This window comes from Cryptosporangium arvum DSM 44712 (genome assembly GCF_000585375.1).
Lineage (GTDB): Bacteria > Actinomycetota > Actinomycetes > Mycobacteriales > Cryptosporangiaceae > Cryptosporangium > Cryptosporangium arvum.
The window spans coordinates 6,089,089-6,102,586 of the sequence record NZ_KK073874.1; the positions used below are offsets into that span (position 1 = coordinate 6,089,089).

Below are 13,498 nucleotides of genomic sequence, written 5' to 3' on the forward strand. Positions count from 1 at the left end.
CCGCCTTGTGGACGCCACCCACTTGGACACGACTGTGTGGAAGCCCAGCGTGCGGAAGCCCAGCCGGATGGAGGCCCACCCTGGGACCACCGCTGGGAGGTGGCGCCGGGGAGGTCTGCCGCGGAGGACTTCTGGATGAGCGCCGCCAGGGAGGCAACGCCGGACAGGAACTTCTCCGAGGTCCGGCGCTGAAGTGAAGAAAGTTCAGCTGGGTGCCGCTAGAGACCACGCCGAGGAGGTTCACCGGGGGGCAACGCCACTCAGCACCACCAAGGACCGCCGTTTGCCGCCGCCGCCTGCCATCGCCGCCGCAGGCTGCCAGCGTCGCCGGTACGAGGCACCTGCGAACGCGACCGGCAATGGGGCACCTGCGAGCGCCACCGACACGGGCACCGGCCGTTGATACCGGGCAACACCGACAGCCGGTGCCAAGCACTACCGAGGGCTAAGGGCCCGGCACGCCGAACACCAGGGCCGTCATGCCGAACGCCAGGCCGGGCACGCCGACAGCCAAGGCGGGCACGTCGAACGCCACGGCCGAGGCCACCTCGAGCCCGGCGCCACCCGAACACCGGGACCGCCCGAACACCAGGCCCGCCTTCTCGGAGGCGAGACGGATGGGCGCCGCCGGGAGGGGCGCCCATCCGGTGGGGTCAGCGCTTGCGGTTGCGCTTGTCGTCGGGGGATTCGGTGCCGCCGCCTACCAGGCCCGCGCGGCGCAGGGCGTCGGCGAGGGCACCCTCGGGCTCGGGGCGGCCTCGGCGCTGGCCGTCGCGGGAGCCCTGGCCGCCGCGTGGGCCGCCGCCCTGGCCGCCACCGCCGCCGTAGCCACCGCGGGAGCCGCCACCGCCACCGTGGCCGCCACCGCCACCGTGGCCGCTACCGCTGCCGTGGCCACCTCCGCCACCGTGGCCGCCACCGCTGCCGCGCTGGCCGTCGCGGCCTCCGCTACCTTGGCCGCCGCCCGGGCCACGACCATCACGGCCCTGACCACCCGAACCACGACCATCCCGACCCTGACCGCCGGAACCCTGCCCGCCGGAACCCTGACCGCCGGAACCCTGCCCGCCGGAACCCTGACCGCCGCCGCGGGGGCCTCGGTCGCCGGGGTTGGCGCCTCGGTCGGGGCGCGGGCCGCGGGGGCCGCCCTGGCCGCGAGCGTTGCGGGGCGAGCCGCCGGCACCGGCCTCGTCGTCCAGGCGCAGGGTCAGCGAGATGCGCTTGCGCGGGGCGTCCACGTCGAGAACCTTCACGCGGACGATGTCGCCGGGCTTCACGACGTCGCGGGGGTCGTTGACGAAGGACTTGGACATCGCCGACACGTGCACCAGACCGTCCTGGTGGACGCCCACGTCGACGAACGCGCCGAACGCGGCGACGTTGGTGACGACGCCCTCGAGCACCAGGCCCGGGGACAGGTCGGAGAGGGTTTCGATGCCCTCGGTGAACGTGGCGGTCTTGAACTCCGGCCGGGGGTCGCGGCCGGGTTTCTCCAGTTCGGTGAGGATGTCGGTGACGGTGGGCAGGCCGAAGCGGTCGTCGACGAAGTCCGTGGGCTTCAGGGCCCGCAGGGTCGTCGTGTTGCCGAGCAGACCGCTGACGTCGCTGCCGGTGGTCTCGACGATCCGCCGCACCACCGGGTAGGCCTCGGGGTGGACGCTCGTGGAGTCGAGCGGGTCGACACCGCCCGGGATGCGCAGGAAGCCCGCGCACTGCTCGAACGCCTTCGGGCCCAGCCTCGGCACCGCGGAGAGGCCGGCGCGCGAGCGGAACGGGCCGTGGGCGTCGCGGTGGACGACGATGTTCTCGGCCAGGCCGGTGGTGATGCCCGAGACCCTCGCCAGCAGCGGCACGGACGCGGTGTTCAGGTCGACGCCGACCGCGTTCACGCAGTCCTCGACGACCGCGTCGAGCGACTTCGACAGCTTCAGCTCGGACAGGTCGTGCTGGTACTGGCCGACGCCGATCGACTTCGGGTCGATCTTCACCAGCTCGGCCAGCGGGTCCTGCAGGCGGCGGGCGATCGAGACCGCGCCGCGCAGCGACACGTCGAGACCGGGCAGTTCCGCGGACGCGTACGCGGACGCCGAGTACACCGACGCGCCGGCCTCGGAGACGACGACCTTGGTGAGCTTCAGCTCGGGGTGCTTGGCGATGAGCTCGGCGGCCAGCTTGTCGGTCTCGCGCGACGCGGTGCCGTTGCCGATCGCGATCAGGTCGACGCCGTGCGCGGCGGCCAGCCTGGCCAGCGTCGCGAGCGACTCGTCCCATCGGCGGCGCGGCTCGTGCGGGTAGATCGTGTCGGTGGCGGTGACCTTGCCGGTGCCGTCGACGACCGCGACCTTGACGCCGGTGCGCAGGCCCGGGTCGAGCCCCATCGTGGACCGGGTGCCGGCGGGCGCGGCCAGCAGCAGATCACGCAGGTTGCCGGCGAACACCGCGACCGCGTCGTCCTCGGCGGACTGGCGCAGCCGCAGGCGCAGGTCGATGCCGAGGCGCACGAGGATGCGGGTGCGCCAGGCCCAGCGGACGGTGTCGATCAGCCACCGGTCGGCCGGGCGCCCGGCGTCGCGGATGCCGAATTTGGCCGCGATGCGCACCTCGTAGTCGCTCGCGCCGGTGGGCGGCGGGGCGCCCTCGGGGAGCGGTTCGTCGGACGCGAAGTCGAGGTCGAGCACCTCCTCCTTCTCGCCGCGGAAGAGCGCCAGGATGCGGTGCGACGGCAGGCGCGTGTACGGCTCGGAGAACGCGAACCAGTCGGCGAACTTGGCGCCGACCTCCTCCTTGCCCTCGCGGACCCGTGACGCGACGTGCCCGCGCTCCCACATGCGCTCGCGCAGCTCGCCGATCAGGTCGGCGTCCTCACCGAAGCGCTCGACGAGGATCGAACGGGCGCCGTCGAGCGCGGCCGCGACGTCGGCGACGTTCTTCTCCGCGTCGACGTAGCGGGCGGCGAGCTCCTGCGGGTCGTTCGCGGGCTCGGACAGCAGCGTCTCGGCCAGCGGCTCGAGCCCGGCCTCGCGCGCGATCTGCGCCTTGGTGCGCCGCTTCGGCTTGTAGGGCGCGTAGATGTCTTCCAGCCGGGCCTTCGAGTCGGCCGCCTGGATGCGTTCGAGCAATGCGTCGTCGAGCTTGCCCTGGCCGCGGATGGACTCGACGATCGCGCCGCGCCGCTCCTCGAGCTCACGCAGGTACCCCAGGCGCTCCTCGAGCGTGCGCAGCTGGGCGTCGTCGAGAGCTCCGGTTTGTTCCTTGCGGTACCGGGCGATGAACGGCACCGTCGAGCCACCGTCGAGAAGGCCGACCGCGGCATCGACCTGCCGTTCCGCGACGCCGAGCTCGTCGGCGATGCGCCGGCCGATCGACGCCGCTCCGGTCAGCCCGACACCGGCCGGGCCCGCCTCGCGTGCCCTCACCGATTCTGTTCCCACGCAGCTCCGCCTATCGCTCTGCGCCGGCGGGTACGCCGGCGCGGTTCCGTTCTCCGTGCGAAACCGTAGCGTCCGGGGCCCCGGTGCGCGCGCGTCGTCCACAGGTTCGAATTTTCAATGTTTCGTTGACAACGAAGTATGTATAGTGGCGGTCATGGCTGACGCATTCACCCCACCGAGCGCGAGCCGGGCCCGCGCCGAACGCACCTACACCGCCCTGTTCCGCCTGGCCGAGCGGCATGCGGCCACCGAAGCCGACCGCGCCCGCCAGATCAACGGAGCCGTGCTCGGGCCGCACGAAGCGGTGCGGCTGGTCGCCTTCCTCGCCGGTGGTTCGGCGGCGTACCGGGAGGGCGAGCCGCCGGTCGACACCGACGACCTCACCGCCGCGCTCACCCTCGTCCCCCTGGTGCGCACGGAGCTCGACGAACTGGAACTCGGCCTGCTCACGATGGCGCGCGGACGGGGGATGACCTGGGCCGACATCGCGTTCGGGCTCGGGCTCGGCAGCGCCCAGGCCGCCTCCCAGCGCCACGACCGGCTCGCCGCCCGCGCCACCGACCCGGACCAAAGCGAAGCACGTTAAGACCCTCGAACACGGGCACCCCTTTCCCGTCATAACCGGAGGAAGGGGTTGAAATGAGACGACGCATCATCGCCGCGCTCACGTTCACCGGGCTGATCGGCGTCGGGGTGGCGGCCTTCGGGGCCACCGACGCGGGGCTGAACGCGCAGGACCGGCTGTTCCTGCGCTCGGCCCACCAGGGCCACCTGGCCGAGATCAGCGGTGCGCGGATCGCGCAGCACCGGTCCGCCACCACCAGCGTGCGCGAGCTGGCCACCCGCTGGATCACCGACCACACCGCGCTCGACCTGCGGCTGTCCCAGGCCGCGGTCGCGCTCGACGTCGTCCTGCCGGCGGGCCCGGACGCCGCGCAGGAGGCGGTCGAGGCGCGGTACCGGGCGGCGGCCACCGCCGAGTTCGACGAGCTCTGGGTGAGCGCGCAGATCACCGCGCACCACCGGGCCGGCGCGCTGGTGGAGGCCGAGCTCCGGGTGGGGTCGTCGGCCGCGGTGAAGACGCTGGCGCGTGAGCTGCGCCCGGTGATCGCCACCCACCACCGGCTGCTGGCCGCCGCCGCGCCCGCCGCCGGGGTGGTGGTGCCGGCCGAGGAGAACGCGCCGCCGCCGGGGGCGGTGCGCACGACCGTGCCGACGCCACGGTCGGCGCCGCCGCCCGGCTGGCGGGTCACCGAGTCGCCGGGCACACCGGGCTGGACCCGCCCCTCACCGGAGACGTCCGGGGCGACGCTCTCCCCCATCCCGATTCCCGGCGGGCCGGGGCCGTCGCTCACCGTCGGAGCCGGTAGCTGACCAATTGGTCACAGTTGGTGGGGTCAACCAGGCCCCCGCCGAGGACGGGCGGCCACGGCTGACGGAGAGTGGACCGGTGGCGTGGACCGACGGCGGGACGGCGACCCGCGCTCCGCGCCTGCGGGCGGCGTTCGCCGGTACCCGGGCGCTGCGTGTGCCCGCGTTCCGGGCGTTGTTCGCCGCGCAGATCGTCTCCGGGGTCGGTACCTGGTCGCAGAACCTGGCGACCTCGCTGCTGGTCCTGCATCTGACCGGTAGCGCGGCCGCGCTCGGGCTCGTCACCGCGATCCAGTTCGCCCCGATGCTCGTGCTCTCGCCGGTCACCGGGCGCGTTCTCGACCGGTTCGACGTCCGCCGCGTCCTGCTCACGACCGGGGTGGCCGGCGGGGTGACCGCGCTCGGGCTGGCCGTGCTGGCCGCGGCCGGGCACGCTCCGCTCTGGGCGGTGATGGTCGCGGTCGGTCTGTTCGGGGTGGCGGGGGCCTTCGACCGGCCCGGCGTCTACACGCTGCTGCCCCGCACGGTCGACGAGGAGCGTCGGCCGAGCGCGATCAGCCTGGTCACCGCGAGCAACGCGGTCGCGCGGCTCGGTGGTCCCGCGCTCGCCGGTCTGCTGTACGCCACGCTCGGGCCGGCGGCCTGCTTCGGGTTCAACGCCGTGTCGTACGTGTTCGTCGTCGCCGCCCTCGTCGTGCTCCCCCGGCTCCGACCGACCCTCACCGGCGGGCCGACCGCGGCGGACGCGCCCGTCCCCACCGGCGGTGACGCCGGGCCGCAGGGAGGTGGGCTGGGAATCGGGTACGCGTGGAGGCATCCGGACCTGCGTGCCGCGCTGCTGGCCAACGCGGCCATCGGGTGTCTCACCTTCAACTTCGCGGTGATGCTCGCGGCGATGGTCACGTTCACCTACGACGGCGGTTCCGGCACCGTCGGGCTCGCGTACTCCACCGACGCGGTCGGCGCGGTCCTCGGCGGCCTGCTCGGCGTCGGAGCCGTGGTCACCCGGCGGCGCACGGCCCTGGCCTGCGTCGGCCTCGGCGTCACGATCGCCGCCGCGGCCGCCGCCCCGAACCTCGTGCTGTTCCTGGTGGCCCTGCCGGTCATGGGCGTGGCGATCACGCTCTACCAGTCGTCGGTGACCGCGCTGGTGCAGCAGTCGTCCGCCCCGGCGATGCTCGGCCGGATGATGACGCTGCTCACGCTGGGCTGGTTCGGCACGACTCCGGTCGGGGCACTGCTGATCGGGTGGATCGCCGACGCGCTGTCCCCGCGGGCCGCGATGGCCGTCGCCGGCGCCACGTGTCTAGTCTGCGCTGCCGCATTAGCGCTGCGAAAGGAACGCACACCGTGACCCGTTACGTCCTGATCGGCGCCGGAGCGATCGGCGCGCCGGTCGCCGCGCAACTGCACGAGAGCGCTACCGACGTCGTGCTCGTCGCCCGCGGTGCGCACGCCAGGGCCATCCGCGAGCACGGGCTCACCTACGCCCGGCCCGACGGCGACCGCCAGGTACGGGTACCGGTCGTCGAGTCCGCCGCCGAGCTCGAGCTCCGGACCGACGACGTGCTCGTCGTCGCCACCAAGACCCAGGCCACCGAGGCCGTGCTGCAGGAGTGGGCCTGGCGCCCGGTGACCGGAGCGTCCACGGCCGCCGAGACGTTGCCGCTGATCAGCCTGCAGAACGGCCTGGAGAACGAACGGGCGGCGCTGCGCCGGTTCGCCCGGGTGTCGGGCGCCTCGGTCTGGATGCCCAGCAGCTACCTGCGCCCGGGTGAGGTCGTCGCGCCGGGTGAGCCCCAGGTGGGCACGTTCTGGCTCGGCCGGTACCCGGGTGGCCTCGACCCCGACACCGAACGCTGGGCCGACGACCTGCGCCGGGCCAACTTCGTCGTCCGCCTCGTCGACGACCTGCCGCGCTGGAAGGCCGGCAAGCTGCTGGCCAACCTCGCGAACGCGGCCGACGCGCTGTTCCCGGACGACGACCGGGCCGGCGAGCTGAACCAGGCGCTCCGCGCCGAGGCCCGGCAGGTGCTGGCGGCCGCGGGGCTCGACCCGGCCGACCCCCGGGACGACCCGGAGGTCGATCTGCGGGCCTTCGGCCTCGCGCCGGCGCTGCTGGACCGGTACGGCGGCAGCTCCACGCGGCAGAGCTTGAGCCGCGCGTCCGGGGACACCGAAGCCGACTTCCTCAACGGCGAGATCGTGCTGCTGGGCCGTCTGCACGGCGTCCCGACGCCGTTGAACTCACGCATCCAGGCCGCAGTGGCGTCGGTCGCGCGCGACGGCGTCCCGCCCGGTGGCGTCGGCACCGCGCTTCTGGACGACCTGCTGTGCGACGCCGCACAGCAGGGAGCCCCCACCGGGTGAGGTGGGGGCTCCCGGACGCGGCCCGCGGGATAGGCGCGCGTCACCGACCGAATGGGTCGGCGGTCAACGGGGCGGAGCGGCTCAGCCGGCCGCGCGCAGCGGCGTGCCCAGCGGTGTGGTGTGCGTGAGGCGGCTGTGCAGGTTGCCGCGGGCGGCGACGTCGCTGTAGTAGGTGTGGCGGCGCCGGGCGATGCACCCGTCCTGACGCGTGTGGGTCGGCAGCTGCTCGGGGTCGAGCTGGGAGTTGATGCCGTCGCGGAGCAGGGTGAGTGCTTCGGCGCGGAGTTGGGAGACGCGTGATTCGGTGACGCCGAGTTCGGTGGCGATGACGGCCATGGGGCGTTCGTCGAGGAAGTAGGACTCGACGACGGTGCGGAGGCGTTCGGGGAGGGCGGAGATGGCTTGGTGGAGGTAGCCGATTTTTTCGCGGTGGAGGAGGAGTTCTTCGGGGCCTTGGGTGCGGTCGGGGACGAGGTCTTCGGCGGTGCCGGCGGCGAAGCCTTGGAGGGAGAGGACGACGGCGCGTTGGACGTCGTCGGCGGCGGAGTGCAGTTCGGCGACGGCGACGCCGAGGGTTTCGGCGAGTTCGGTGTCGGTGGGGGTGCGGCCGAGTTGGGCGGTGAGTTCGGCGGTGGCGGTTTCGATTTTGCGGGCGCGGTGGCGGACGGAGCGGCTGGCCCAGTCGAGGCCGCGGAGTTCGTCGAGGAGGGCGCCGCGGATGCGGACGGTGGCGAAGGAGCCGAAGGGGGTGCCGCGGGTGGGGTCGAAGGAGCGGGCGGCGGCGGCGAGTGCGGCGAGGCCGGCGGAGGTGAGGTCGTCGCGGTTGACGTGGGCGGGGACGCGGCCGAGCATTTCGCGGACGAGGTGGCCGACCAGCGGCAAGTGCTCGCGGACGAGCGTGTCCAGCTCACGGTCGGTCAGGCGCGCCGTGGCGGCGAGAGAAGTCGTGCTCATGCGTTCCCCCTGTGTGTTCACCGGTCGGAGCCGTTCGCTCCCGCTCCCGCAGCGGGGCCGTTCCGGCCCGACACCACAGAGCTTCTGACCGTTCGGGTGCGGGAGCGGGTGCCGCTCAGTTGCACTCCGGTTGCAAGGAGTAGTTCCACGAACACCCTGCGTAAACACCTGAAACCACGAAAAAGGCCGGGTACGGAGATCCGTACCCGGCCTTTTCCTGGTTCTGCGTCAGCGCACCGCGCCGACCTGCTGGGCCTTCTTGGCCCGGCGGTGCCGGAGATACCAACCGCCGCCGATGACGACGGCCGCACCCAGCGGCGTCCGGGCCGCGATCTTCTTGAGAATCGCGCCCTGGGCGAGTTCTTTCAGCATGGGGACCTTCCTCGGGTAGCCAGCTCTGGTTGCTGAATACCCGGTGAACGGCCGGTCATGCCGAGCGAACGTCAGTTCGAGAAGTCCTGGGTCATCCAGAGCGTTCCCTTGGCGTCCCGGTACAGGTCGATACCGATGCGGCCCATGGAGGGGTTCAGGATGTTCCGGCGGTGACCGTCGTTCGGCGCCACCTCGTCGATCATCGACTGGGTGATGCGGGTCGCGGTGGCCGTGTGCGCGGCGTCGGTGGAGGTCGTGGTGCTGCCGTACCCGATGTTCTCGGCCCAGGCGCTCCACTTCAGGCCCTGCGCGCTGATGCGCGTTCCGGCGTTGCCCTCACCGGCGCACTGGTGCGACAGGCCGCACCCGCCGGCCATCGTCAGGTTGTGCTGGTGCGCGGCGGCGCTCAGCTGGCTGTTGAGCGTCAGCGCCTTCGCGCCGTTGGCGGCACGCACCTTGTTGATCTGGGTCAGGACGGCCTGCACCGGGGCGGACGCCGCGGTCGTGGTGTTCGCGGTGCTGCCGACCGGAGCGGAGGTGACCGGAGCGGTCGTAACCGGCGCGGTGGGCGCGGTCGGCGTCGTGGGTCGCGTGACCGGTGTGGTGGTGACCGGCTTCGCCGGACGCGTGTAGCGCGGCCCGCCCCACGGGCCGTAGTACTCGTCGTCGTACTGGTGCTGCGACGCGTAGCGGTCGTAACCCCCAGCCGGGAGCGGAGCGGCGGAAGCCGCGGAACCCGCACCGACAGCCATCGTGGTAAAGACGGAGGCGGCGACGATGCCGAACACGATCTTCTTACCAACGGTGGTTCGCACTAATTGTCCCCCTGTTTTCGGCGCTGACCGCGGTTGCCGTCGGCGTCACCGATCACATCGGCGGGGGTGCGCGGGCGGCGAGAAAACCGTCGGTGAGCGTCCGGGGGTAGCTGGGTTGCGGCAAAGTTGTCGGAGGCGTGGTGCATGCTCGGGCACATGGACATCGGATTCGGCCTCCCGGTCGCGGGAGGGTGGGCGACCCCGGGGAACGTGATCACGGTGGCCCGGCACGCCGAGGAGCTCGGTTACCGCACGCTCTGGTCGTTCCAGCGGCTACTGGTGCCCGAGGGCAAACGGCTCGCGCCGACGTACCACAGCGTCCTCGATCCGGTCGTGGCGCTGGCCTTCGCCGCCGGCACCACCGAGCGCATCGGCCTGGGCACCGCGATCGTCAACGCGCCGTTCACCACGCCGGCCGTGCTCGGTCAGCAGCTCGCGTCGCTCGACGTCCTCTCCCGGGGCCGCCTGCTGGCCGGTCTCGGCCTCGGCTGGATCCCCGGCGAGTTCACGGCGGCCGGCGTCGCGTTCGAGCGCCGCGGCGCCCGGTTCGAGGAGTACCTGCGTTGCCTGGACGCGGTGTGGGGTCCCGACCCGGTCGCGTTCGAGGGCGAGTTCTACCGCGTCGAGGCGTCCTCGGTGCTCCCGAAGCCGGTGCAGCGGCCACGGCCGCCGGTGCTGATCGGCGGTGACGCTCCGCGTGCCCTGGAGCGGGCCGGCCGGCTCGCCGACGGGTGGATCAGCCGCAGCACGTTCGATCTCACGAAGTTGCGCCCGGCCGTCGACACCGTCCGCGCGGCCGCCGAGAAGGCCGGGCGCGATCCCGGCGCGCTGCGATTCGTCTGCCGGGGCGTCGTGGTCGTCGGCGAGCGCACCGGTCCGCTGACCGGCACGTTGGAGCAGGTGAAAGCCGACTTCCCGGCGCTCGAGGAGCAGGGCATCACCGAGGTCTTCGTCGACTTGAACTTCGATCCGGCGGTCGGCGCGATCGAGGCCGACGCCGGTGCGGGGCTGCGTCACGCGCTCACCGTGCTGGACGCGCTGGCCCCCGAGCGGGCCCGTCCGGCCGGGCAATTGGGCGGGTCACCTGAGAAAACGTTGCGCGACCCGGGACACTGGACCTCATGAGCTCGCCACGACGCCTGTTCGCGATGCTCGGTGCGGCCACGGTCGCCACCGTCTTCGCCGTACTGATACCGGCCCAAGCCTGGGCCGCCGAGAACCCCGCCCTCGCCAACCTCGCCGTCGAGACCGCCCGCGGTCGTCGCAGCCGGGGCGGGTTCGGCGGCATCTGCGGCCTGGTCTGCTGCCTGCTGTTCATCGCCGTCATCGTGATCGGCGTGGTGCTGTACATGCGCCGCCGCGGTGGCGGCCAGGGCGGTCCCGGCGGGCCCGGCGGCTTCGGCCCCGGCCCCGGCCCGAACCCGGGTGGCCCCGGTGGTTACGGGCCCGGCAACTACGGCCAGCCGACGAGCGGCCCGGGCTACACCCCGCCGCCCACCAGCGGGCCGGGCGCGGGTTACGGGCCGCCGCCCACCAGCGGTGCCGGCTACACCCCGCCGCCGAGCAACGACCCGGGGCCCGGGTACCCGCCGCCGAGCAGCGGTCCGGGCTACACGCCGCCCCCGGGAGAGCCGGGCTCCGGATACCCGCCGCCCGGAAACGGCCCGGGGTACACGCCGCCGCCGACGAGCGGGCCGCCCGGGCCGCCGCCGGGCTCGGGTCCGCTGCCGCCGTCGGCTCCGTACTGATCGCTCGTTGACGAAGGCCCGGTTCCCCTCCAGCTTTTCCGGAGGGGAACCGGGCCTTCGCCGTTCCGCCGCACTGTTCGTCCGCCCGCGGTGGGTTCGCCGGGTGGCGTCGGCGGTGCTGTCCGAAGCGGACATGGTTCGCCTCACACCCACGTCGCAAACCGTGGGCGGCACGGACGGCGCAAGAAGTGGCACGCGGCTGGGCTCCGTGCCGGCTCTGGAGAGTCCGGAGGTAACCCGTGCGCAGAGCGTCGCGGCTCGACGGGAACCCGTACGTCTACCGGGAAGTGGCGTACGGAGCCGGTGCAGCCGTCGCAGTACCTCGGCAACGGTGCCGTGATCGAGTTCCGGTACGGGCAGCAACTGGGGACGGCGTTCCGGAGCGGGTCGCAGGCGTCGCTCGGGTCGGGGCTGGAGCCGGGGGGTGTGTTCGTCGACAACCACGACTCGCAGCGGGCAGGAGCTCTGACCTACCAGGACGGTGCGCTGTACACGCCGGCGAACGTGTTCGAGCCGGCGTGGCCGTTCGGGACGCCGGTGGTCATGCTTGTTCCGCGACAACGATCCGGGGCCCCCGTCGGTGGCCGGGCGCACGTCCGATGTGACCTGCGGCAACGGGTGGGAGTGCGAGCACCGGCAGACCGCGATCGCGCACCTGGTGGGGTTCCTGACCGTGGGGCCGGACGGACAGGTCTCGGCGCGCGTGCCGGCGATGGGGCGTCGGCGATCCAACGGCTGGCGCGGGTGTGACTCGCGGGCACTGACGGCCCCGGGTGGGGTGCGTCCGCGTGGTGCGGGCCGGACTCCACCCCGGCTCGTGCGCCGGGCGCCGTGCCATCGGCGTCCTCGGATTTCCGATCGCGGCCGGGCACTAGAAGTGCGGGCATGACCCCGCGGCTTGCCGACGTCGCCGTGAAGGCCGGTGTGAGCGAGGCGACGGTCAGCCGGGTCCTCAACGACAAGGCGGGCGTCTCCCCCGCTACCCGCCAGGCCGTGCTCGCGGCGCTCGACATCCTGGGCTACGAGCGGCCGCCGCGTCTGCAGCAGCGTAGCGCGGGCCTGATCGGGCTGATCGTCCCCGAGCTCGACAACCCGATCTTCCCGGCGTTCGCGCAGGTCATCGAGCAAGGGCTTTCGATGGCCGGCTTCACCGCGGTGCTCTGCACCCAGGTGCCCGGCGGCATGACCGAGGACGCGTTCACCGACGTTCTCACCGACCGGGGCGTCGCCGGCATCGTCTTCGTGTCGGGGTTGCACGCCGACAGCACCGCCGACGTCGAGCGCTACAACCGGCTGGCGGCGCGTCAGTTACCGATCGTCCTGATCAACGGGTACCGGCCCGGCGTCGCGGCCCCGTTCCTGTCCACCGACGACCGCGCGGCGATCCGGCAGTCGGTGTCCCATCTGGTCAGTCTCGGGCACGAACGGATCGGGTTGGCGGTGGGGCCGCGGCGGTTCGTGTCGGTGCTGCGCAAGGTCGAGGCGTTCACCGGGACCGTCGGGGACGCCGGCCGGGTGGAGCACACGTTCTTCACGGTCGAGGGGGGCCGGGCGGCTGCGGCGTCGCTGGTCGCGGCCGGCTGCACGGCGGTGATCTGCGGCAGCGACCTGATGGCGCTCGGGGCGATCCGCGCGATCCGGGACCGGGGGCTGTCGGTACCGGGCGACGTGTCGGTGATCGGGTTCGACGACTCGCCGCTGGTGGCGTTCACCGATCCGCCGCTGACGACCGTGCGCCAGCCGGTGCAGGCGATGGGCGTCGCGGCGGTGCGGATGCTGCTGGACGAGATCAACGGTGTGCCCGGGCCGAAGTCGGAGTTCATGTTCGAGCCCGAACTGGTGGTGCGGGGGTCGACGTGCTCCGCGCGGCACTTGCGCGGCTGAACCCGGCGCTCTGGCATGCTGGGTCGGTGGCGAGCATATTCACGCGGATCATCGACGGGGAATTGCCGGGACGTTTCGTCTGGAAGGACGAGCACGCGGTCGCGTTCCTGAGCATCGCGCCGATTCGGCCCGGTCACGCGCTGGTGGTGCCGCGGCAGGAGATCGATCAGTGGACCGACGCTCCGGTGGAGCTGATCACGCATCTCACGACCGTGGCGCAGACGATCGGGCAGGCGCAGAAGGACGCGTGGGAGGCGCCCCGGGCCGCGTTGATCATCGCCGGGTTCGAGGTGCCGCACCTGCACCTGCACACCTACCCGGCCTGGGACCTGGACGACCTCGACTTCGGGAACGCCGACCCACGGCCGGACTCGCAGGACATGGACGAGGCCGCGGAGCGGCTGCGTGAAGCCCTGATCCGGAACGGGCACGCCGACCAGGTTCCCACTAAGTAGGAACTCCGTTCCGCTATTTAGGAACGGCGAGTTAGCCTCGAGACCGGACCCGACCAGGGCCGCACCCTACGCCCGGGCGGCACGGCACCACCGTCGCC

13 protein-coding genes are annotated in these 13,498 nt (G+C 72.9%); 8 read left to right on the top strand and 5 right to left on the bottom strand.

Going from position 1 to position 13,498, the window contains the following annotated elements; translation table 11 throughout:
• Positions 1-445: 445 nt before the first annotated feature.
• Together CRYAR_RS49155 and CRYAR_RS27865 are read right to left on the bottom strand one after the other, a co-directional pair.
• Complete coding sequence (locus tag CRYAR_RS49155) at positions 446-589, bottom strand: hypothetical protein (RefSeq protein ID WP_211247673.1); 144 nt, start codon at positions 587-589, stop codon at positions 446-448.
• Positions 590-653: 64 nt separating this feature from the next.
• Positions 654-3,416, bottom strand: coding sequence for a Tex family protein (locus CRYAR_RS27865; protein ID WP_211247674.1), 2,763 nt, complete (start codon positions 3,414-3,416; stop codon positions 654-656).
• A gap of 169 nt (positions 3,417-3,585) precedes the next feature.
• Between CRYAR_RS27865 and CRYAR_RS27870 the strand changes: the two genes are divergently transcribed.
• The 4 genes from CRYAR_RS27870 (at position 3,586) to CRYAR_RS27885 (ending at position 7,172) form a co-directional block, all read left to right on the top strand.
• Positions 3,586-4,017, top strand: a complete 432-nt coding sequence (locus CRYAR_RS27870) for a hypothetical protein (protein ID WP_035856344.1) — start codon at positions 3,586-3,588, stop codon at positions 4,015-4,017.
• A 53-nt stretch (positions 4,018-4,070) separates the two neighbouring features.
• Entirely contained in the window at positions 4,071-4,805 is a 735-nt protein-coding gene (locus CRYAR_RS43750; RefSeq protein ID WP_051571032.1) for a DUF4142 domain-containing protein, read from the top strand.
• Positions 4,806-4,881: 76 nt separating this feature from the next.
• Positions 4,882-6,156 (top strand): MFS transporter, encoded by a 1,275-nt coding sequence (locus tag CRYAR_RS27880; RefSeq protein WP_035856345.1) that lies wholly within the window; start codon positions 4,882-4,884, stop codon positions 6,154-6,156.
• Complete coding sequence (locus CRYAR_RS27885; RefSeq protein ID WP_035856346.1) at positions 6,153-7,172, top strand: ketopantoate reductase family protein; 1,020 nt, start codon at positions 6,153-6,155, stop codon at positions 7,170-7,172. The genes CRYAR_RS27880 and CRYAR_RS27885 overlap by 4 nt, the downstream gene beginning before the upstream one ends.
• 81 nt (positions 7,173-7,253) lie before the next feature.
• On the opposite strand, the gene CRYAR_RS27890 is transcribed toward CRYAR_RS27885, so the two are convergent.
• From CRYAR_RS27890 to CRYAR_RS27895, 3 genes are all read right to left on the bottom strand, one after another.
• Positions 7,254-8,126, bottom strand: coding sequence for a sigma-70 family RNA polymerase sigma factor (locus CRYAR_RS27890; RefSeq protein ID WP_035856347.1), 873 nt, complete (start codon positions 8,124-8,126; stop codon positions 7,254-7,256).
• 228 nt (positions 8,127-8,354) lie between these two features.
• Positions 8,355-8,498 (bottom strand): DUF6203 family protein, encoded by a 144-nt coding sequence (locus CRYAR_RS47595; protein ID WP_157018127.1) that lies wholly within the window; start codon positions 8,496-8,498, stop codon positions 8,355-8,357.
• A gap of 71 nt (positions 8,499-8,569) precedes the next feature.
• Positions 8,570-9,313, bottom strand: coding sequence for a CAP domain-containing protein (locus CRYAR_RS27895; RefSeq protein ID WP_051571033.1), 744 nt, complete (start codon positions 9,311-9,313; stop codon positions 8,570-8,572).
• 156 nt (positions 9,314-9,469) lie between these two features.
• Here CRYAR_RS27895 and CRYAR_RS27900 point away from each other — a divergent pair, with 156 nt between their 5' ends.
• The 4 genes from CRYAR_RS27900 to CRYAR_RS27920 all read left to right on the top strand — a co-directional run bounded on the left by CRYAR_RS27900 (position 9,470) and on the right by CRYAR_RS27920 (position 13,400).
• A complete protein-coding gene (locus tag CRYAR_RS27900) occupies positions 9,470-10,438 on the top strand; it encodes a TIGR03619 family F420-dependent LLM class oxidoreductase (RefSeq protein WP_051571034.1) in 969 nt (322 codons plus the stop codon).
• Positions 10,435-11,061, top strand: coding sequence for a hypothetical protein (locus CRYAR_RS49160; RefSeq protein ID WP_051571035.1), 627 nt, complete (start codon positions 10,435-10,437; stop codon positions 11,059-11,061). The genes CRYAR_RS27900 and CRYAR_RS49160 overlap by 4 nt, the downstream gene beginning before the upstream one ends.
• 885 nt (positions 11,062-11,946) lie before the next feature.
• Positions 11,947-12,945, top strand: a complete 999-nt coding sequence (locus CRYAR_RS27915) for a LacI family DNA-binding transcriptional regulator (RefSeq protein ID WP_035856349.1) — start codon at positions 11,947-11,949, stop codon at positions 12,943-12,945.
• Positions 12,946-12,971: 26 nt separating this feature from the next.
• Positions 12,972-13,400: an HIT family protein gene (locus CRYAR_RS27920; RefSeq protein WP_035867103.1), complete on the top strand. Its 429-nt coding sequence runs from the start codon at positions 12,972-12,974 to the stop codon at positions 13,398-13,400.
• The last annotated feature ends 98 nt before the right edge of the window (positions 13,401-13,498 follow it).

What these genes read in the sequence shown, in the direction of transcription:
- CRYAR_RS49160 (WP_051571035.1), top strand. Translation starts at nt 10,435, where the DNA reads ATGAGCTCGCCACGACGCCTGTTCGCGATGCTCGGTGCGGCCACGGTC.
- CRYAR_RS27900 (WP_051571034.1), top strand. Translation starts at nt 9,470, where the DNA reads ATGGACATCGGATTCGGCCTCCCGGTCGCGGGAGGGTGGGCGACCCCG.
- CRYAR_RS27915 (WP_035856349.1), top strand. Translation starts at nt 11,947, where the DNA reads ATGACCCCGCGGCTTGCCGACGTCGCCGTGAAGGCCGGTGTGAGCGAG.
- CRYAR_RS27890 (WP_035856347.1), bottom strand. Translation starts at nt 8,126, where the DNA reads ATGAGCACGACTTCTCTCGCCGCCACGGCGCGCCTGACCGACCGTGAG.
- CRYAR_RS43750 (WP_051571032.1), top strand. Translation starts at nt 4,071, where the DNA reads ATGAGACGACGCATCATCGCCGCGCTCACGTTCACCGGGCTGATCGGC.
- CRYAR_RS47595 (WP_157018127.1), bottom strand. Translation starts at nt 8,498, where the DNA reads ATGCTGAAAGAACTCGCCCAGGGCGCGATTCTCAAGAAGATCGCGGCC.
- CRYAR_RS27870 (WP_035856344.1), top strand. Translation starts at nt 3,586, where the DNA reads ATGGCTGACGCATTCACCCCACCGAGCGCGAGCCGGGCCCGCGCCGAA.